At 62.4% G+C, this 18,785-nt stretch carries 21 protein-coding genes; 10 read left to right on the top strand and 11 right to left on the bottom strand.

What is annotated here, in order from left to right:
- Window positions 1–346 precede the first annotated feature (346 nt).
- The 3 genes from VMR39_RS23225 to VMR39_RS23215 all read left to right on the top strand — a co-directional run bounded on the left by VMR39_RS23225 (window position 347) and on the right by VMR39_RS23215 (window position 3,172).
- Window positions 347–577, top strand: coding sequence for a lipoyl domain-containing protein (locus VMR39_RS23225; protein ID WP_325419626.1), 231 nt, complete (start codon window positions 347–349; stop codon window positions 575–577).
- A 62-nt stretch (window positions 578–639) separates the two neighbouring features.
- Window positions 640–1,572 (top strand): 3-keto-5-aminohexanoate cleavage protein, encoded by a 933-nt coding sequence (locus VMR39_RS23220; protein WP_325419624.1) that lies wholly within the window; start codon window positions 640–642, stop codon window positions 1,570–1,572.
- Complete coding sequence (locus VMR39_RS23215) at window positions 1,559–3,172, top strand: class I adenylate-forming enzyme family protein (protein WP_325419622.1); 1,614 nt, start codon at window positions 1,559–1,561, stop codon at window positions 3,170–3,172. The genes VMR39_RS23220 and VMR39_RS23215 overlap by 14 nt, the downstream gene beginning before the upstream one ends.
- Before the next feature lie 35 nt (window positions 3,173–3,207).
- Here the strand turns inward: VMR39_RS23215 and VMR39_RS23210 are convergent, their stop codons facing one another.
- Genes VMR39_RS23210 through VMR39_RS23200 form a run of 3 tightly spaced genes read right to left on the bottom strand, consistent with a single transcriptional unit; the run spans window position 3,208 to window position 5,499 of the window.
- A complete protein-coding gene (locus VMR39_RS23210) occupies window positions 3,208–3,984 on the bottom strand; it encodes a tyrosine-protein phosphatase (RefSeq protein WP_325419619.1) in 777 nt (258 codons plus the stop codon).
- The gene (locus tag VMR39_RS23205) at window positions 3,981–4,628 is read right to left on the bottom strand and encodes a hypothetical protein (protein WP_325419617.1); all 648 of its coding nucleotides are present in this window, start codon (window positions 4,626–4,628) and stop codon (window positions 3,981–3,983) included. Before VMR39_RS23205 ends, VMR39_RS23210 begins: the two co-directional genes overlap by 4 nt.
- A 16-nt stretch (window positions 4,629–4,644) precedes the next feature.
- Window positions 4,645–5,499 carry a MaoC family dehydratase gene (locus tag VMR39_RS23200; protein WP_325419615.1) on the bottom strand — a complete coding sequence of 285 codons (855 nt, stop codon included), beginning with the start codon at window positions 5,497–5,499 and terminating at the stop codon, window positions 4,645–4,647.
- 196 nt (window positions 5,500–5,695) lie between these two features.
- Between VMR39_RS23200 and VMR39_RS23195 the strand changes: the two genes are divergently transcribed.
- Both VMR39_RS23195 and VMR39_RS23190 read left to right on the top strand, forming a co-directional pair.
- On the top strand, window positions 5,696–7,099 hold the full coding sequence (locus VMR39_RS23195; protein ID WP_325419613.1) for an aromatic ring-hydroxylating dioxygenase subunit alpha: 1,404 nt from the start codon (window positions 5,696–5,698) through the stop codon (window positions 7,097–7,099).
- Window positions 7,100–7,129: 30 nt separating this feature from the next.
- Window positions 7,130–8,158 carry an NADP-dependent oxidoreductase gene (locus VMR39_RS23190; RefSeq protein ID WP_325419611.1) on the top strand — a complete coding sequence of 343 codons (1,029 nt, stop codon included), beginning with the start codon at window positions 7,130–7,132 and terminating at the stop codon, window positions 8,156–8,158.
- 30 nt (window positions 8,159–8,188) lie between these two features.
- Here VMR39_RS23190 and VMR39_RS23185 read toward each other — a convergent pair whose 3' ends face one another.
- The 5 genes from VMR39_RS23185 to VMR39_RS23165 all read right to left on the bottom strand — a co-directional run bounded on the left by VMR39_RS23185 (window position 8,189) and on the right by VMR39_RS23165 (window position 12,328).
- Window positions 8,189–8,491 carry a YciI family protein gene (locus VMR39_RS23185; protein WP_325419609.1) on the bottom strand — a complete coding sequence of 101 codons (303 nt, stop codon included), beginning with the start codon at window positions 8,489–8,491 and terminating at the stop codon, window positions 8,189–8,191.
- A gap of 16 nt (window positions 8,492–8,507) precedes the next feature.
- Window positions 8,508–9,053 carry a MarR family transcriptional regulator gene (locus VMR39_RS23180; RefSeq protein WP_325419607.1) on the bottom strand — a complete coding sequence of 182 codons (546 nt, stop codon included), beginning with the start codon at window positions 9,051–9,053 and terminating at the stop codon, window positions 8,508–8,510.
- Window positions 9,054–9,195: 142 nt separating this feature from the next.
- On the bottom strand, window positions 9,196–10,332 hold the full coding sequence (locus VMR39_RS23175; RefSeq protein ID WP_325419605.1) for an epoxide hydrolase: 1,137 nt from the start codon (window positions 10,330–10,332) through the stop codon (window positions 9,196–9,198).
- Complete coding sequence (locus VMR39_RS23170; RefSeq protein WP_325419603.1) at window positions 10,329–11,729, bottom strand: phosphotransferase family protein; 1,401 nt, start codon at window positions 11,727–11,729, stop codon at window positions 10,329–10,331. Before VMR39_RS23170 ends, VMR39_RS23175 begins: the two co-directional genes overlap by 4 nt.
- A gap of 41 nt (window positions 11,730–11,770) precedes the next feature.
- Entirely contained in the window at window positions 11,771–12,328 is a 558-nt protein-coding gene (locus tag VMR39_RS23165; protein WP_325419601.1) for a VOC family protein, read from the bottom strand.
- A 106-nt stretch (window positions 12,329–12,434) separates the two neighbouring features.
- Here VMR39_RS23165 and VMR39_RS23160 point away from each other — a divergent pair, with 106 nt between their 5' ends.
- The 5 genes from VMR39_RS23160 to VMR39_RS23140 all read left to right on the top strand — a co-directional run bounded on the left by VMR39_RS23160 (window position 12,435) and on the right by VMR39_RS23140 (window position 17,386).
- Window positions 12,435–13,214 (top strand): glucose 1-dehydrogenase, encoded by a 780-nt coding sequence (locus VMR39_RS23160; protein WP_325419599.1) that lies wholly within the window; start codon window positions 12,435–12,437, stop codon window positions 13,212–13,214.
- A 106-nt stretch (window positions 13,215–13,320) separates the two neighbouring features.
- Window positions 13,321–14,487 carry an acyl-CoA dehydrogenase family protein gene (locus tag VMR39_RS23155; protein WP_325419597.1) on the top strand — a complete coding sequence of 389 codons (1,167 nt, stop codon included), beginning with the start codon at window positions 13,321–13,323 and terminating at the stop codon, window positions 14,485–14,487.
- A 19-nt stretch (window positions 14,488–14,506) separates the two neighbouring features.
- Window positions 14,507–15,490 carry a thiamine pyrophosphate-dependent dehydrogenase E1 component subunit alpha gene (locus tag VMR39_RS23150; RefSeq protein ID WP_325419595.1) on the top strand — a complete coding sequence of 328 codons (984 nt, stop codon included), beginning with the start codon at window positions 14,507–14,509 and terminating at the stop codon, window positions 15,488–15,490.
- Between the two features lie 10 nt (window positions 15,491–15,500).
- Entirely contained in the window at window positions 15,501–16,514 is a 1,014-nt protein-coding gene (locus VMR39_RS23145; RefSeq protein ID WP_325419593.1) for an alpha-ketoacid dehydrogenase subunit beta, read from the top strand.
- A 56-nt stretch (window positions 16,515–16,570) separates the two neighbouring features.
- Complete coding sequence (locus VMR39_RS23140) at window positions 16,571–17,386, top strand: enoyl-CoA hydratase/isomerase family protein (RefSeq protein WP_325419591.1); 816 nt, start codon at window positions 16,571–16,573, stop codon at window positions 17,384–17,386.
- A 6-nt stretch (window positions 17,387–17,392) separates the two neighbouring features.
- Here VMR39_RS23140 and VMR39_RS23135 read toward each other — a convergent pair whose 3' ends face one another.
- From VMR39_RS23135 to VMR39_RS23125, 3 genes are all read right to left on the bottom strand, one after another.
- Entirely contained in the window at window positions 17,393–17,680 is a 288-nt protein-coding gene (locus VMR39_RS23135; protein WP_325419589.1) for a DUF1330 domain-containing protein, read from the bottom strand.
- An 11-nt stretch (window positions 17,681–17,691) separates the two neighbouring features.
- On the bottom strand, window positions 17,692–18,243 hold the full coding sequence (locus tag VMR39_RS23130; protein WP_325419587.1) for a hypothetical protein: 552 nt from the start codon (window positions 18,241–18,243) through the stop codon (window positions 17,692–17,694).
- Window positions 18,244–18,263: 20 nt separating this feature from the next.
- On the bottom strand, window positions 18,264–18,785 hold a 522-nt coding region (locus VMR39_RS23125), incomplete at its 5' end, for a DUF7064 domain-containing protein (RefSeq protein ID WP_325419585.1).

The raw sequence follows: 18,785 nt of genomic DNA, 5'->3' as shown, positions 1-18,785 counted from the left end.
CTCGCTCCAGTTGGGCGTGTCCGGGAACGCCCCGTCCCAGGGATAGTCATTAATGGGTGGGGTGGGCATGGCGGCCTCCTGCTTGGAAAGGGTTGAGCGTCGGACCGCTGCGGATCGGACGCGCGCGAAACCAAATTCGCTGCTCTCTCCATCATCGCCCGGTCATTATCGTCGCGATATTTGCCGCACCAAGACATATGTGTCAATATCATACGCTAGCATACATATATTTTCCCAGCTCTTTCACCAGGCACCAATTCCGCTGGACGAAACCGGTACGCTAGGTTACTTCATTGATCGTATACTTACAGTAGCCGGCAGACGCCGGATTTGGAGAGAGGTTCTCATGGCCACCGAAATCATCCTACCCAAGCTCGGCTTCTCGATGAACGAAGGCATGCTCGCCGAATGGCTGGTCGCCGATGGCGGCGCCGTGACGGCGGGCGCGCCCCTCTTCGCGCTGGAAAGCGACAAATCCACCCAGGAGGTCGAAGCGCCCGCCAGCGGCACGCTGAAGATCCTGAAACAGCCCGGCGAAACCTATGACGTGGGAACCATATTGGGTGAGATAATCTGATATCGCCGATATCCGAACCATAAAAACCATTGGGAGAGGCGTGTCAGGCGCCGGACATCATCATGAAGCGTACCGACAAGGTCATCATCACCTGCGCCGTCACCGGCTCGATCCACACGCCCACCATGTCGCCCCATCTGCCGATCACACCCGATCAGATCGCGGTCGAGGCTATCGCCGCGGCAGAAGCCGGTGCGGCGATGCTGCATCTGCACGCCCGCAATCCCCAGACCGGGCAACCCTCGCAGGATCCGGAGTTGTTTGCGCAATTCCTGCCCCGCATCAAGCAATCGACGGATGCCATCCTGAACATCACGACAGGCGGCGGCTTGGGCATGAGCCTGGAGGACCGACTGGCACCGACCAAGAGGTTCAAGCCCGAGGTCTGTTCGATGAACATGGGATCGGTAAATTTCAACATTTCCGCTGCCGGCATGAAGATCGACAGTTGGCAGCATGACTGGGAGAAGCCCTATCTGGACATGACGAAGGATTTCATCCTGTCCAACACCTTCGCCCAGATCGAACGGGCCATGACCGAATTGTCGGCGCAAGGCACGCGATATGAATTTGAATGCTATGATGTCGGCCATCTTTACAATCTGGCGCATTTCGTCGATCGCAAGATGGTGGAGCCACCCTTCTTCATTCAGGGCGTGTTCGGCATTCTGGGTGGCATCGGCCCGGATCCGGAAAATCTGATGCACATGAAATCCACGGCCGATCGCCTGTTCGGGGAGGATTATATCTTTTCCGCACTGGCGGCGGGCAAGCACCAAATGCGCCTTGTCACCTTGTCCGCTTTGCTGGGCGGGTCGGTCCGCGTCGGGCTGGAGGACAGCCTGTATGCCGGCAAGGGGGTGATGGCGACTTCCAATGCCGTCCAGGTTGCCAAAATTCGCCGTGTCCTGGAAGAATTGAGCCTTGATGTCGCCACGCCGGCCGAAGCGCGCGCGATGATGCAGACCAAGGGGGGCGACAATGTCGCTTTCTGACATTGCCGTTCCGGCCGCAGGAATTGCCGATGGCTATGCCTTTGCGCAAGGGGCGGCCCTGGATGTGTCCGGCATGATCCTGCCGTCCGAATATCCCAATGTTCATGCGGCTGTCGCGCCGGACAAGGCTGCCCTGATCTTCGGCCCACATCGATGGACCTACGTCCAGCTCGATCGGGGCGTGAATGCGGCCGTCACGCTGCTGGCCGAACATGGTATCGGCCGTGGTGGACGGCTGGCCTATATGGGCAAGAATAACGACCTGTTCTTCGTCCTGCTCATTGCCGCAATCCGCGCCGGCGCCGTCATGGTCCCGGTCAACTGGCGCAACACCGCCCCTGAAACACGCTATGTCATCGACGATTCCGCCGTTTCGCTAATCGTTGCGGACAGCGCATTTGTCGACATCGTTCGGGAAGCCGATCAGGCAGGATTGCCACTGCTTGTCACTGATCTGGAGGGGCCCGAAGGCCTGCGCGCACGGATAGCGGCTTGCGCGCCCAGTCCGCGTGCGCCGATCGATCCCCATGCCCCGTGCCTACAACTCTATACTAGCGGCACGACCGGGCGTCCCAAGGGCGTGGTGACGTCGCAATATGCCTTTGGCAGCGCACGGCACATCGAAACCATTTCCGGCTTTTTCGATGACTGGCGGGACGATGAAATTCTCCTATCGCCTCTACCATCCTTCCATATTGGCGGCATGTCCTGGGTCTGCACGGCGCTGGTGCGCGGGGCGACGGTGCATGTCATCGCCGACACCAATCCGGCGGTCATATTGGACAATTGCCTGGAGCATGGCATCACCCGCACCTTCATCGTGCCGACATTGGTGCGGGCACTGATTGGCGAGATGGACGCGCGCAATGTGCGCGTGCCCAGCCTACGCGGCATTCATTATGGCGCAGCCTCCATGGACCCAGCCTTGCTGGAGCGGTCGGTCGACCGGATCGGCTGCCGCTTCCTGCAATATTATGGGATGACCGAAGTCACCGGCACCATGGCGATCCTGGGGCCGGACGAACATGATGCCAGCCATCCCTATCTGTTGCGCTCGGTGGGGCGCCCACTGCCTGGGTTCAGCATCGCCATCCGCGGCCCCGATGCGCAACTTCTGCCGATCGATACGCCCGGCGAAATCTGGGTCAAAGGCCCCAGCTTGCTGATGGAATATTGGAACAAACCCGAAGCGACGGCCGATGCCCTGATCGATGGCTGGTATCGGTCAGGAGATGGCGGGAAGCTGGACAAGGACGGCTATCTATTCCTGACCGACCGTATCAAGGACATGATCGTGTCGGGTGGCGAAAATGTCTATCCGGCGGAGGTCGAAGCGGTATTGCGCGATCATCCGGCCGTGCTGGACTGCGCCGTCTTCGGCCTGCCCCATCCGAAATGGGGGGAAGGCGTGACCGCCGCGCTCGAACTGCGTCCCGGCCACAGCGTCGATCCGGCCGAGGTAATCGCCTTCGCCCGCAAATCGCTTGCCGCCTACAAAATACCGCGCCGGATAGAAACGGGCATCTCCCTGCCGCGTACCGCATCCGGCAAGGTTCAGCGTGGGATGGTCCGCAAGCATTTTCTGACGCTTGCGCAATAGGCGCTGCAACTTGCCCGTCCACGCGCCTTTGCCGCTTATATGAGCAGGCGCGTGCGGATGGTGGCGCAATCCGCGTCGCTCAGGTCCAATTCCTCTTTCAGGAAACCCCGCGCCGATCCGTGACGCTGTTCGAGCGTGTCGAACATCGCCGCCAGATAGCTGGGATCCGCCCGCATGATGGGTTCCCATATCTGCGGATCGATGCCTTTCAGCTTGGCGCCGAACGGATCCTTGGCCACCAGTTCGCATCCCCGGGCGAAAAAGCGATCCGTCAGTGCATAATCCTGCATGATGATAGCGCGTTCCACCCCAAGAAGGTCGAGCAGCAAGGCGGCGGCGATGCCGGTGCGATCCTTGCCGGCGGCACAATGGAAAACCAGCGGTAAAGGGCCATCCACGATCCGCCGAAACAGTTCCCGATAGGATGGCGCCTGCTCATAGGCGAGATCGCGATACGCCTCCAGAATATGCAGTCGCGCGGTGTCGGCTGTTGCGCCCGGCGTCTGCAGCGCGAAAGTGACGTCGCCCGCGCTGCTATGATGGTCGCGCGCCCATATCTCATAGCTGGCCATGGCCGGCAGGCGGGACGGCCGACGATCGCGCTCCTGCGAAGAGCGGAAATCGCAGATGACCTTCAGCCCTATGGCGTCGAGCATCGCGTGATCGCCGTCGCTCAATTCCGCCATGGTGCCGGACCGATAGATGAGTCCGCGCGCTACCGTCCGTCCATCCATAGTGGGATAGCCGCCCAGGTCGCGGAAATTGTGGCCGCCTTCCAATGGGACGACGCGCTCCAGGTCCAGATCCGTCATGATTTGCCTTTCCGATCAATCGCAGACGCCAGCAATTCGGCCGTATAGGTAGGAATCCGCGCCATCGCTACATCCGACAGGCCGTAGCGCGGCAAGGGAAAGCCTAGAAAATGCGTGCGGCCATTATCGGTACGATAGAGATAGGTGATGGTCTGGATCAGGCTGCCCACTTGCCCGCCCGGATGCATGAATGCTTCTCCCCCCAGCACATGGCCGCCGGCCCGCTCCACCAGTTCGCGCGCGATGCCGAGGTTCTTCTCCCACAGTCGCCGGCACACAATGTAGAGCCCCACCGGCGTATCGGCGAGCAGCGCTCTGGCCTCCTCACTCTCTAGGAAGGAGCGGACCGGTACGGAAGGGTGATCACCCCAGGTGTTACTGAACAGCAGGACGGCATCATAGCGGCGACCGACCGCATTCGCAGGATCGAACATGATCGGAACCGTCATTCCCTTCTGCGCTCCCTGCGTCCATTTCTTGGACGCCGCCACATTCATCGGGCGCGCGAGATGGTCGGCCGGCTCACGCATGGCGATCCGGCACAATGACACTTCCCACCCGGTCGCTTCCGCGGTTTGCGTTGCGAGGGTAGCGGCCCTTTCCGCCTGGCCGGTCATGGAATAATAAAGGATCAGGCAGCGCATCAATGCCGCTCCCCCGTCAGGCGATGGTTGCGGAGCAGCGATCGAGGACGACCATGCCCCGTTCGACCGCGATGGCTCGGAAGCGCAGTTGCCCTTCGCCTTCCTCGAAAAACTCGATCCGGATCGTTTCGCCGGGCATGACCGGCTTGCTGAAGCGCACGAACATCGACTTGAAGCGAGCAACGTCATTGTCGCAATAGGCCGACAGGATCGCCCGATTGGCGAGACCCTTGGTACACAGGCCATGGAGGATGGGGCGATCGAAGCCGGCCTTGCGCGCGATCGCCGGATCCGCGTGGAGGGGGTTCCAGTCGCCGCTCAGCCGATAGATCAGCGCCTGGCGCGGCAGCGTCGCTATCTCCACAACTCTGTCGGGCGCGCGATCGGGCACCGGCGCAGCGACCGGCATCGCGTCGCCGAAGCCGCCCTCCCCACCATTGCCGCGCAGGAAGAGGGTGGATCGCACGGTCGCCAGATGATCGCCATTGGCTTCGTCATAGAGCAGCTTTTCCTGATGGAGCAGCGCACCGCGCCCTTCGCCCTTATCCTCGATCCCCGCGACGCGATATTCGCCGCGCACCGCCCCGACCGCCGGCAGCAGCCTGTGCATAACCAGATGCTGTTCGGCATGGAGGATCTTCACCCAGTCGATGCCATATTGCGCATCCTGCGCCCAGAAGCCCGGATGGCACAGGATATTGGCGTAGGCCGGAAGACACAGCAGCGCCTTTTCATAGACGAAGGGCAGTTCGGCTTCATCGAGGGGATCGGCGCCATAGCCCAGGCCAAGTGCGAACAGGATCGTATCGCGCTTGTCATAGGACTGGACGATCGGATCAATCGCCATGGTCCGGATCTTCTCGATCTTCATGCTTATGCTCTCCTATCTCGGCTCAGGCCTCATATCATTCGTATTAGCATGATATGCTAGCAATCATTTTTTTGCAACGCCTGCATTCATATGATATTCTAGCATACGATATTGACTCATTTACCTTTCGCTCTATTCTTCGTTCGAGCAGACCGCCGCCAGGGCAGCGCGACATAAGGCACATCAGGAGAGAGACATGGGTCAGCAAACCAGGTTCGCGCCCGACTATCGGGATAGTCCCGCCCCCCTGTTCCAGCAGGTGATTGCCGACGATCCCATCGCCGCGCCGCCGGTCCTGCGGGAATATTCCGAAATCGACATTCCGGTCGCGCGCGTGCCCAGGGACCAGTATCGCAGCGGCGCTTTCGCGGCGCTGGAAATGGAGCGCATGTGGCCGCGCGTGTGGCAACTGGCCTGCCGCGAGGAACAGATTCCCGAGGTCGGCGATTATGTGATCTACGAAAGCCCCGGCGCGTCGCTGATCATCATGCGCAGCGATACGGACGATATCCGGGCCTATTATAACAGTTGCCTACATCGGGGGATGCGGCTGTGCGCGCAGGACAGCAGCGTGCGCAAATTATCCTGCCCCTTCCATGGCTTCACCTGGAATCTGGACGGCACGCTGGCCCATATTCCCGCGCGCTGGGATTTCCCGGGCTTGAAGGAAGAGGCCATGGACCTGCCCGAAGCACGGGTCGAACGCTGGCAGGGTTTCGTCTTCATCAATCGCGATCCCGCCGCGCCGCCGTTGCAGGACTATCTGGGCCATCTGCCCGACCATTTCGTCGACTGGTCCTATGCCGACCGCTATCTGGCGACGGTCATGCGCAAGACGATCGATGCCAATTGGAAGACCTGCATCGAAGGGTTCGTCGAATCCTATCATCTGGCCGGCATCCACGCCCAGGCGCTGCCCTTTGGCGGAGACGCCAGCACGCAATATGATGTGTGGCCCGATGATCCGCACGTCAGCCGCTTCCTAGAACCGACCGGGGTGATGAGCGATCAACTGTCCCACTCCCTGTCCGAGCAGGAGATATTGAACGCGGCCCTCTCCACCGTGTTCGGCGGCGCGGACGTGCCGGAACTGCCGGACGGGACCAAGGCCCGCCATTTCATGGCCGCCGGAATGCGCGCCGCCATGGGCGAAGCGGATGGCGTCGATTATTCCGCCCTTTCGGATTCCGAAGCTGCCGATGCGATCCAATATTCGCTGTTCCCGAACATCATCCTCTTCCGCTCGCTCGGCTACCCCTATGTCTATCGCTTCCTGCCGTTGCCGGGCGACCCGAACCGGGCGACCTTCGAATTCATGATCTTCAAGCCGAAACCCAAAGAAGGGTACGTGCCGGAGGTCGAACTGGTGGAGTTGGGGGAGGCAGACAGCTTCGCCGGCGCGGGCATATTGCCGCCCTGGCTGGGGGAAATCTACGATCAGGATGTGGCGGGCCTGCGCATGTGCCAGCAGGGCCTGCGCGATGGCGGCGACGCGGATATCCTCTATTCCGCCTATCAGGAGGTCCGTATCCGGCACATCCATCAGACGCTCGCACGCTATCTGGACGACGACCCTGCACAGGCACCGGGCCGTCGCTGAATCCCCATCGCATCATCACAGGAGTATGTCTTGTCCACCGGCCTGACATCGTTCACCACCCCCGGCACCAACCGACAGATGATATTGGCGCAACGGCCGCAAGGCACGCCGCGCACCACCGATTTCGCCCTGCGCGAAGCGGCGATCGTCGCGCCCGGCGACGGCGCCTTCCTGGTCCGCAACCTCTATCTGTCGGCCGATCCGGTGCAGCGCGGCTGGGCTGCCAATCCGGCGCTGACGCCGATCGATGCGCCGATGCGCGCGCTGGCCGTCGGCGTCGTGACTGACAGTCGCGATTCCGGCATTCGCACGGGCGACATCGTCTACGGCTTCTTCGGATGGCAGGATTATGCCGTCGCCACCCGTGCCGACCTTCTGTCGCACATCCCCAGGCCGCGGGCGCCATTGCCGGCCTATGCCGGCGTCCTGGGGATGCCCGGCGTCACCGCCTGGCTCGCCTTGCACGACATAGCACCACCGCGCGAGGGCCAGTCGATCCTGGTTTCCACCGCCGCCGGCACGGTCGGCAGCGTCGTGGGGCAGATTGCGCGCCAGGCCGGCGCCCATGTCGTCGGCCTGACGGGCAGCGAGGACAAGATCGCCCGCTGCATCAGCCATTATGGCTATCATGCCGCCTATAATTACAAGGTGGGCGACCTGTCCGCCACGCTGTCGGCCGCCCGACCGGAGGGGTTCGACATCTATTTCGACAATGTCGGCGGCGCGATACTGGACAATGCGATCCGGGCCATGGCCCGGTTCGGCCGCATCGTGCAATGCGGCACGGCGGCGACGCCCAGCTGGAACCCGCCGCCCACCGGCCTGCGGAATGAGCGGGAGATATTGATGCGCGCCCTGACATGGAGCGGCTTCGTCATCTTCGATCATGTGGACCGCTTCCCGGCCGCGATCGAACGGCTGACGGACATGCTGCTGGCCGGGCAACTGGTCCATGACGAGGTGATCCGGCCGGGCATGGACCATATTCTGCCGACGCTGGAGGCGCTGTTCGCCGGCACCAACAGCGGCAAGATGCTGGTCTATATCGGCGAGGATTGAGACCGGCCGGAACCCTCCGGTCCGCCCGACTCAGGCGGGGCGCCAGACACCCAGCGCCGGGCGCACCGGCTGCACCGTGACATCGTCGCCGAAAATCCCTTCGATCATGAAGGGGTCGGCCGCGATCAGCGCGCGGACAGCCGCCTCGTCTTCCGCTTCGATCAGGAAGGAACTGCCGATTGGCGTCGCATCCGGCGCATCGGACTCCAGCATGGCGCCGGCCACCTTCAACTTGTCGCCCTGCGCCACCCAATAGTCCACATGCGCGGGACGATGCGCCAGACGACGCTCCAGCATGTCGGGCCGGTCCGGCGCCAGGATCATGAAAAACATGTCAACCCTCCCGCAATCAGTCGTCCAGCTCTTCCGCGGCCATGTCCGCCAGGCCGTTGGCGCCGCCATTTTCGACCAATATGGTCTTGAGATTCTTTTTCACGCGGCCCAGCACATGCTCACACATGGCGATCTCTTCCGCCGACAGGCCGGCGAGAATGCGCTGGTTCATGTCCGACGCCACCTCTACCATCAGCTTGACCACGCCATGCCCCTTTGGCGTGATGAAAACGCGCTTCACGCGGCGGTCGGTCGCATCAGGACGACGCTCGACATGGCCGGATGCTTCCAGTCGGTCGATCAGGCCACCGACCGTCACCTTGCCGACTTCCATCAGCCGCGCCAGATCGACCTGCATCATGCCGTCATTGCCGCCACGCGCCAGGGTCGTCAGCACCGACCATTGCGATCGCGTGATATCATAAGGACGCATCGCCATGTCCATGACCACGCGCCGCACGCGCGACACGTCATGCACCAGATAGCCGAAGGTAAACGGCTTCGCCGTGCCCTGCATGTCCGACTTCGCTACCGCGACGGCAACTTTTTCCCCAGTTTTCATCTCTACAACTTCATCTGGACGCGCATTAGTGTCGCGCCGCAGTCATCATGACGTAACCCGGAACGGGATGCACGGAAAATATTCACCCATGCTTATCATACTCGCCCATATGATAAGATCTTGCGCATATATCGCCCAGGCGTCAGCGTAGCATGCGAAAACAATCCCGCACTTCCCCCACGAACCGGACTGGCTGTTCGAAGGCCGCGAAATGGCCACCTTTGTCGAGTTCGTTCCAATGGATGATCCTGCTGAAGACCTGCTCCGCCCAATGGCGCGGTGGGGCCATGATTTCGCGGGGAAACTGGCTATATCCAAGCGGCAGGTCAATCTTCATCGGCCGGAAGCTGGCCATGCTTTCCCAATAGAGCCGCGCCGATGAAGCGCCGTTGCCGGGCAGCCAGTAAAGCATGATATTATCGAGCATCTCATCGCGGGTGAAGATATTTTCCGGTTCACCGTCGCAGTCGCTCCAGCCGCGCAGCTTTTCATAGATCCATGCCGCCTGAGCGACCGGCGAATCCGCCAGCGCATAGCCGATCGTCTGCGGCCGGGTAGCCTGCAATCGGGCATAGGCGGATTCGACATTGCCGAAATAGTCCAGCGCATTGATCGCCGCCTGTTCCTGCGCATCGGGATGTTCGGAGAAATGATCGGGTCGGATGGAGAGCATGTTGAAATGCACGCCCGCCAATCCCGGCGGCGCCTGCACGCCGAGGGACATGGTCACGGCCGACCCCCAATCCCCCCCTTGCGCGACATAGCGGTCATAGCCGCGCCGCCGCATCAGTTCGGCCCAGGCGCGGGCAATCCTCTCCACGCCCCAGCCTGATTCCGTCGGCTTGTCGGAAAAGCCGTAACCCGGCAGCGAGGGGATGATGAGGTGGAAGGCATCGGCCGGATTGCCGCCATGCGCGGCCGGATCGCTGAGCGGGCCGATCACCTTGTGAAATTCGATCACCGATCCGGGCCAGCCATGGGTCAGCAGCAGCGGCATGGCGTCGGGTTCCGGCGATCGGATATGCAGGAAATGGATATCGAGGCCGTCGATCCGCGTCTTATACTGGCCATGGCCATTCAGCATCGCCTCACACCGCCGCCAGTCATAATGATGCCGCCAATGGTCGACCAGCGCCTGCAATCGGTCGATCGGCACGCCTTGGCTCCAGTCGCCCACCGTCTCCCGCTCCGGCCAGCGCGTGCAGTCGAGACGGGTCTGCAAATCGTCCAGCTGCTCTTGCGCTATCGCCAGCGTGAAGGGGCGTATGGCATCGCTCATGCGTCCCGCTCCAGGATCGACGCCAGCACCACCGCGATCCGGTGCAGCAGGCGCTGGGTGAAATGCGCCCCGGCGCTGGCGACCAATATGTCGTCGCTCAGCCCCTTCTCAAAGGAATCGCGGCCGCCATGCATGACCAGGTGCATCAGGCGTAGCCCGGCGCGCAGGGCGAAATAATCGATCTGCCGTTGCGGAATATCGGCACCGCCGGCCGCGCGATAGGCGGCCATGAACCGGTCCCAGCCAGTCACCGCGATGACGACCGGATAGCAATAGCCCAGATCCTCACCCGGATGGCCGATCGCCGCCTGCTCCCAGTCCAGAACCGCCGTAATCGCATCGCCATCGGCCAGGATGTTGTGGAACACCATGTCGTTATGGACGATAGCGCGCCGGTCATCCAGGCAATCCACATTCTGCCGCAGCCAGGCGATGACCGCGGACATGGTGATGGATGGCCAGTGCGCGGCGCCATCCCACTGAGCGGCCAGATGGTCAAGTTCCTCCCGCCAGCCTTCGATATCATAGCGATCGCGCGCCTGCCGCAGCCCTGCCCCGACCCGATCGACCGGCTGGCTGTGGAGCAGCGCCAGTTCGCGGGCGAGGCCAAGGACGACGGCCTCGCTCTCCGCCGGCAGCCAGTAATCGGGCTGGACCGGCGCACCATCGACCCGTTCGACCAGCAGGAAGGGCGCGTCCAGCCATATAGGGTCGGCTTCCACCAGCACCGGGCGCGGCACGCGCATGCCCGCCTCGTGCAGATGCGACAGAAGATCATGCTGGGCAGTTTCGCTGAGGAAGGCGGCGCTGCCGGCCTGGCCGGGAATGCCGCGCTGGATGACCATTTGGGCGGGCAAGGCGTCGGTATCCGTGATCGAGAACAGCGCCGTCTGGCGCGATCGCCCGCCGACGATCAGGCGAAAGGCGGACACGGTCGCCGCCTCGCAACCGGGGCGGCGGCGCAGATAGGCCTGGAGCCGGGCCGGGTCGATCGACTGGTCATCGACCTCTGCGGCTGGAGGAAGCGCGCGTTCGATCGCATCCATGCGGCCGATGGCCTGATCCAGCGCGGCCTTCTCCCAGCGGATAGCGGCGCCAAGATCGGCCGGGTCCGCGCCGTGCGACAGCCGGCCGGCCGCCTCCACGATGGCCGCGCCTGTGTCGGGATGGGCAGCGGCATTTTCCGCCGGTCCGCCCAGCCGATCGGTATCGGCATAGGCCGGTGCCGGGAACGGGGACGCGCCACCATCGGACAGCGGCTCCAGGGCATTGGCCACGGCGGTCAATATACGGATGCCGTTGTCGAGCGCACCCAAGGCGCTGCTGTCGTACAGTTTCGGACGCACCTGGGTCCGCAAACCCTTGGCCACGCTCCAGAGATATCGGGCATTGGTCACGTCGCAGCGCCTCTCCAAAATATACTTATAGGCATATCGTACTAATGCATATTATCTAGGCTGTCACCCCCTTCGGCGGCAACCGGGTCGAATAGGCGGCTCTTGCCGTCCCAGCGCGCGGCGGCATGCTTTATGGCGTCGAACAGGCCAAGCACATCGGGCGTAAGGACGCCGACTTCCAGGATGATCGATTCATCCGGGATCATCGCGAAATAGGCGATCTGCGACCCGTCGCCGAAGGCCGCGCCCTGCAACCTTCGTCCCCCGACGCTTTCAACCCAGGCCTGCGTTTCCGCCATATCATCGGCAAAGGCGCAGAGATGATGGACGCCGGTGCGCCCGGCGCTCAGAAATTCCTGAAAGATGGAAGGGCCGCGCGGTTCGATCAATTCGACCATCAGGTCGCCCGAAAAGCTGACCGCCGCGCCGAACGCGATCGGCTGGTCCACGCCGCGGTAATCGGACTGTACCATGTCGAAGCCGGCAAAGACGAAGAAGGGGCCGATGCCCATCACCTGCGTCCACCAATCGATCGCAGCGTCAAGGTCAGGCACCATATAGGCGATCTGGTTCAGGCGGCCTACGGGTTTGCCGTGCATAATCTCTCTCCCAAATGCAATGCGCCCACTGGTTATCATTCTTACCATATGCTAGCATTTCATATTCGACAAGATAGTCGGCAAAGCACCGGATTTAGGAGGGGATATGCCAAGGACGAACAGTGCCAGCCTGACCGGGAAGGCGGCCCTGATTTCAGGCGCGGCGCGCGGTTTGGGCGCCGCAAGCGCATGGGCGATCTGCGAAGCAGGCGGGCAGATGATGATCGCCGACCTGCTGGTCGAGCGCGGCGAGGAAACCGCCGCAGAGTTGCGCGCCGCCGGCCATGCCGCGCAATTCGTCTGGCTCGACGTCCGCGACGAGGCGGCATGGGCGGCGGCGGTCGACGCCACTGTTCAAGCCTTTGGCGGGCTGCACATTCTCGTCAACAATGCCGGCATCGCCACGGCCGCCACTGTGGAGGATTTGACGGTCGCCGATTTCCAGGCGATCCTCGATATCAATCTGCTGGGCGCATTCCGCGGGATGCAGGCCGCCATCCCCGCCATGAAGGCGGCTGGCGGCGGGGCGATCGTCAACATATCGTCCAATTCTACACAGCGGGTCAGCGCCATCACGACATCCTATGCCGCGACCAAGGCGGCGGTGGCAAGCATGACCAAGTCGGCCGCCATCCATCTGGCGCAGACCGGCAGCAATATCCGCGTCAACTCCGTGCATCCCGGCCCCCATGCGACCGAGATGCTGATGGGCGGCGATGCAAAGGCCGACCTGCCGCAAGTGCAGGCCCTGCGCGCCGCCATCCCCATGGGCCGGATGGGCGATGCGCGGGAAGTGGGCGCTGTGGTGGCCTTCCTGGCATCGGACGCGGCATCCTATGTCACCGGCGCCGAACTCTTCGTCGATGGCGGCCTGACTCCGCATTAAGCGGACGAGCGCCTCTCGCCCCTTGACTCTGGGAATAGTGCATATAGTAATAATGCATACCAATAAAGGGCCGGCTAGTTGAACCAGGCCTCGCAGGAGGGATTGAGTGGATATTACGCTTTCGGAAGATCATGAAACCATCCGCGAAAATGTGCGGAAGGTGTGCGACCAGTTCGATGACGAATATTGGTCCCGCTGCGATCAGGAAAAGACGTTTCCGTTCGAATTTCACCAGGCGATGGCTGATGCAGGCTGGCTGGGCATCACCATGCCGGAGGAATTTGGCGGCGCCAATCTTGGCGTGACCGAAGCGGCGATCATGATGCATGAAGTGGCCGGCAGCGCCGGCGGCTATTCGGCGGCCAGCACATTGCACCTCAACATCTTCGGCCCGCACGCCGTCGTCGTGAACGGCACGGCCGAGCAGAAGGAACGGATGCTCAAGCCGCTGATCGACGGTTCGGACCGCGCCTGCTTCGGCGTGACGGAGCCGGATGCGGGCCTGGACACCACCAGCATCACCACCTTCGCCACCAAGGTTCCGGGCGGTTATCGCGTCACAGGGCGGAAGATCTGGACATCGTCAGGGCAGGTCGCGAACAAGATATTGCTGCTGACCCGGACCACGCCCAAGGACCAGTGCCGCAAGCCGACCGACGGCATGACCCTGTTTTACACCGATCTGGACAAGAGCCAGATCGAGGTGCGCCGCATCCCCAAGATGGGCCGCAACGCGGTGGACTCCAACGCCACCTTCATCGACGATTATTTCATCCCGGATGAGGACCGGATCGGTGAGGAAGGCAAGGGGTTTCACTATATCCTGCACAGCTTGAACCCCGAACGCATATTGGTCGGCATCGAAGCGGTGGGCCTTGGCCGCGGCGCCCTGGCGCGCGCATCCCGCTATGCCGGCGAGCGCAAGGTGTTCGGCCGGCTGATCGGCGAAAATCAGGGCATTCAGCACCCCTTGGCGGAAAACTGGACCTACCTTGAATCCGCCTATTGGATGATCATGCGCGCCGCCAATCTCTACGATCAGGGCAAGCCCTGCGGTGCGGAGGCCAATGCCGGCAAGTTCTTGGGCGGACGCGCCGCGTTCGAAGCCTGCACCCGTGCGGTGATGACCCATGGCGGCATGGGCTATTCCACCGAATATCAGGTCGAACGCCTGTTCCGGGAATCGATCCTGCTGCGCATCGCCCCTATCACGGAGCAGATGATCCTGAGCTTCATCGCCGAAAAAGTGCTCGACCTGCCCAAATCATACTGAGCCATAATCAGGAGAGGTTATGTCCAACTATCCCAAGCCCGATCCGGCAACCTTGCTGGAAATCTACAAGAAGGCGGCACTGATCAAGCTGAACGACGAGCGCATCATCAAACAGATGATGGCGGGCAAGCTGGTCATGCCCTATTACAGCCCGCGCGGTCAGGAGATCATCCCGTCGGCCATATCGGTCAATCTGGCCGACGACGATTATATCTGCACCATTTATCGCGGCATCCACGACATGCTGGCCAAGGGCTTCCCACTGGACGAACTCTGGGCGGAACTGGCCGGGCGCGTGACCGGCACCTGCAAGGGCAAGGGCGGCCCGATGCATCTGACCTGCCCGGACAAGGGCATGATGGTGACGACCGGCATAGTGGGATCATCCATGCCGATCGCCACCGGCCTGGGCTGGGCGGCGAAACTGGACGGCAAGAACCGCGTATCCGTCGCCAATTTCGGCGATGGCGCATCCAATATCGGCGCCTTCCATGAATCGCTCAACATGGCGGCCGTCTGGAAGCTGCCGGTCATCTTCGTCTGCCAGAACAACCTCTACGCCGAACATACCAGCGTCGCCTATTCCCGTGCGATCGACAAGATTTCGGACCGGGCGGCGGGCTATGGCATGCCGGGCGTCACGGTGAACGGCAATGATCCCAATGAAATATATGGCGCCGCCAAGGTCGCGATCGACCGCGCCCGCGCCGGCGAAGGCCCGACGTTGATCGAAGCGATGACCTTCCGCTTCAACGGCCATCTGCTGGGTGAGGCCGGCCATTATATGGACAAGGACCTCTATGCGCAGGCGCAAAAGGACGACCCGATGCCGATCCTGCGCGCGCGCCTGATCGCCGAAGACATTGCCAGCGAGGACGAACTGGCCGCGATCGAAGCTGATATCGACGCCCGCATCGATGTCGCACTGGCCGCCGCCTATGATGCGCCCTTCCCGGATGTGTCCGAACTGAAGCGCGACGTGTTCGCTGAAGAAATTGCGTGAGAGGATCGTCATGACCGACACCAGCACAACCGCCCCGGCCGATACGCAGGTCAAGAAGATGACCGTCGTCGAAGCCATCAACCTGGCGCTGCACGACGCGATGGAAGCGGATTCCAAGGTTCTGGTCCTGGGCGAGGAAGTCGCCGACCCGCAGGAAGGCGGCGTCATGGGCGTGACCAAGGGTCTGTCGACCAAGTTCGGCGAGGATCGCGTCAAGTCGACGCCGATTTCCGAACAGGCGATCATCGGCGCCGCGATCGGTGCTGCGGTAGGCGGCTACAAGCCCGTCGCCGAAATCATGCTGATGAACTTCGTCACCGTGGCGATGGACATGATCGTCAATCATGCCGCCAAGCTGCGCTTCATGTCGGGCGGCCAGACCGGCGTGCCGATGGTGATCCGCACCATGACGGGCGCGGGTTTTTCGACCGGTGGGCAGCATAGCGATTATTGGGAAGCCTGGTTCGCCCATGCGCCCGGTATCAAGGTGGTGGCCCCGTCCAATCCCGACGACGCGTATGGCCTGATGCGCGCGGCGATCGACGATCCCGATCCGGTGCTGTTCATCGAAAATCTGCCCAGCTACTGGACGCCTGCGCCGGTGACGAAGCAGATCATCCCGATCGGCAAGGCCCGGATCGCGCGCGAGGGCAGCGACGTGACCGTCATCGCCCATTCGCTGATGGTCACGCACAGCCTTGCCGTGGCGGAGAAACTGGCAGGCGAAGGCGTGTCGGTCGAAGTGATCGACCTGCGCACCATTTCGCCCTGGGACAGGGAAACGGTGCTGGCGTCGGTGCGCAAGACCGGCCGTGCCGTCGTGGTCCATGAAGCGGTGAAGCAGTTCGGCATCGGCGCCGAAATCGCATCGGTCATCACCGAAGAGCTTTGGGGCGCGCTCAAGCGTCCGGTCGAGCGGGTCGGCGCGGCCTTCAGTTCGGTGCCTTTTTCCAAGCCGCTGGAAACCGCTTTCGTGCCGCAGCCCGAAACGATCGCGGCCGCTATCCGAAAGACATTGGCCTGATCGCCGGAAAGGTCGCGTCCCGTTCGGGCGCGACCTTTACTCTCAAGGGATTTTGCATGATCGCGTCGGCGGAAGATGAAAGCTATCTGGTCGAACGGACGAAGGGCGTACTGCGCCTGTCGTTCAATCGGCCTCAATTTGGTAACGCCATCCCCAAGACGGCGGTGCCGGGCCTGACGCAGTTGTTCCATGCCGCTCAGCAGGACTCATCGGTGCGCTGCATTCTTGTGCGTGGTGAAGGCAAGATTTTCTCGGCCGGCGGCGATGTGGCAGGCTTTGCCCAGTCGATCGAGCAGGATGTAACGGAGCGGCAGGCCGACTTCGCCCGCCGCCTGCCGCTGGCGCGGGGCTTGGTGGAAGCGATCGCCGGGTTCGACCGGCCGATCGTGGCAGCCGTTCGCGGCGCCGCCGCCGGGGCTGGCCTCTTCTATCCGCTGGTGGCCGACTATGCAATCGGCGACGAGAGCGCGACCTTCGTCTTCGCTCATCAGAAGGTCGGCCTTTCCCCCGACGGCGGCGTGACGGCGGTGCTGCCGCAGGTGGTGGGCGTGCGGATGGCGCGCACGTTGTTGCTGACGGCGGCCAAGGTCGATGCGCAGGAGGCGTTCCGGCTGGGCATATTGCACCGCATCGTCGCTCCCGACGCGCTGGAGGAGGAGGCGATGAAAATAGCCCTTCGCCTGGCTTGCGCGCCGCAACACGCGATCACCCGCGCCAAGAAGCTAGTCAACGATGCGTCCGGCCAGTCGCTGGCAGAGATATTGGATGCCGAAACGGATGGCATCGTCGCCTGCGTGGGCGATCCCGATTTCGAAGAAGGCGTTCGCGCCTTTCTGGAGAAGCGCAACGCGATTTTTCCATCGACGCGCTGACCCCCGTTACAGCGCGTCGATCAGATACATTTGCGTCTTCGCGCCCGCCTTGCGGCTTTGCGCATAGGGTTGATAGTCCCGGCTGGAGAGGAAGCTCTTGAGCGCCTTCGCCGAGGGAAAGTCGAAGATCACCACCCGGTCCGGGACCGGGTTCACCGCCTCAAGCACGTCGGGCTTGCCCGCCGCCAGATAACGCCCCCCGGCCGCCGCTACCATCGGCGGCACCGCACGACCATATTCTGCGCGCCAGCTCTCATCCAAATAGGTGAGTTCGACAACCAGATACACCGACATAGACATATCCTTCACACAGGCGTCGCGACCCTGGCGGGCGATGCGACGAGCAACAGCGACAGGATGACGGGCGCGAAGCCCATCACCAGACCGAAGGTAGCAATGGGCGCGAAGCCGACGGCGACGATGCCGGTCCCCGTCCAGATCGTGACCGCCAGAGCCGCCAGCGCGCTCGCGCCACGAACCGCGCCGACCAGTCGCAACGACGGCAGCCTTGCTGCGCGCCGCCCCAGGAAGAAGCGCGCCCAGTCCCCCTGCGATTGCCAGAGGGCGAGCAGAACATAGGCGGCGACCACGATATTGCCCCACCACATGACCATCCACACCCAGGCGACCGTTTCGGCCATGCGACCGCCACTCTCGCGGAAGATCAGCCAGCCGACCATGAAGAACAGGCCCGTCACCAGATCATTGTTGATGAACAGCTGCCAAGGATCGCCCGATCCGGCGAGGAAGGTGTCGAAACCCACGCCATGGTCCATGCCGCTGTTGATCGCGACATTGGCCATGTTGACGCCCATGATCGCAATCACGACCCAGGCCAGTATCCGCGCGCCCTTCATAGGCCCTCCCCCTACGCGGTTCAGCGCGTCTGGCTCATCTTGTAGACATAGTCGTTCCACTGGACTTCCTGACTTTCGCCATAGCCGGTGCGCCCGTCCCAGTCCCATTCGACCAACCCGATATGGCAGGTGATGTTGGACCAGCCGCCCCAGACGGTCTGCGCGACCAGCTTGCCGCGAATATGGTAGGTTTCGCCCCTGTCATCCTCGAAACTATAGTCATGGGTGATCGGGCCGAACTGGTCCTTGGTGCGGGTCGTGATCTTGGAGGCGTTGCGGATACGGCGCTGCTCTCCCTTCATCACGACCCAGCCATCATTAAAGATGCGCGCGGGCACCGGCATGATGCCCTTCCATTCCGGATCCCGCTCCGGGTCGTCATGCGATCCGACATTGAAGGCGAAATCTTCACCAAAGGCGCCCGTGACCCATGTATAGGGCGGTGCGGGGTTGTGATTTTCCGGCCGTGCTTCGCCCCAGCTGCGGTCGCGCACTGCATGGCAGTCGATATTATAGGATGTGCCGCGCAGGACGAGATCGCC

The sequence above is a fragment of the Sphingobium sp. genome, assembly GCF_035511395.1.
Classification (GTDB): Bacteria; Pseudomonadota; Alphaproteobacteria; order Sphingomonadales; family Sphingomonadaceae; genus Sphingobium.
The sequence above is the reverse complement of the archived record's forward strand: the minus strand, read 5'-3'. Positions and strand labels throughout refer to the sequence as shown.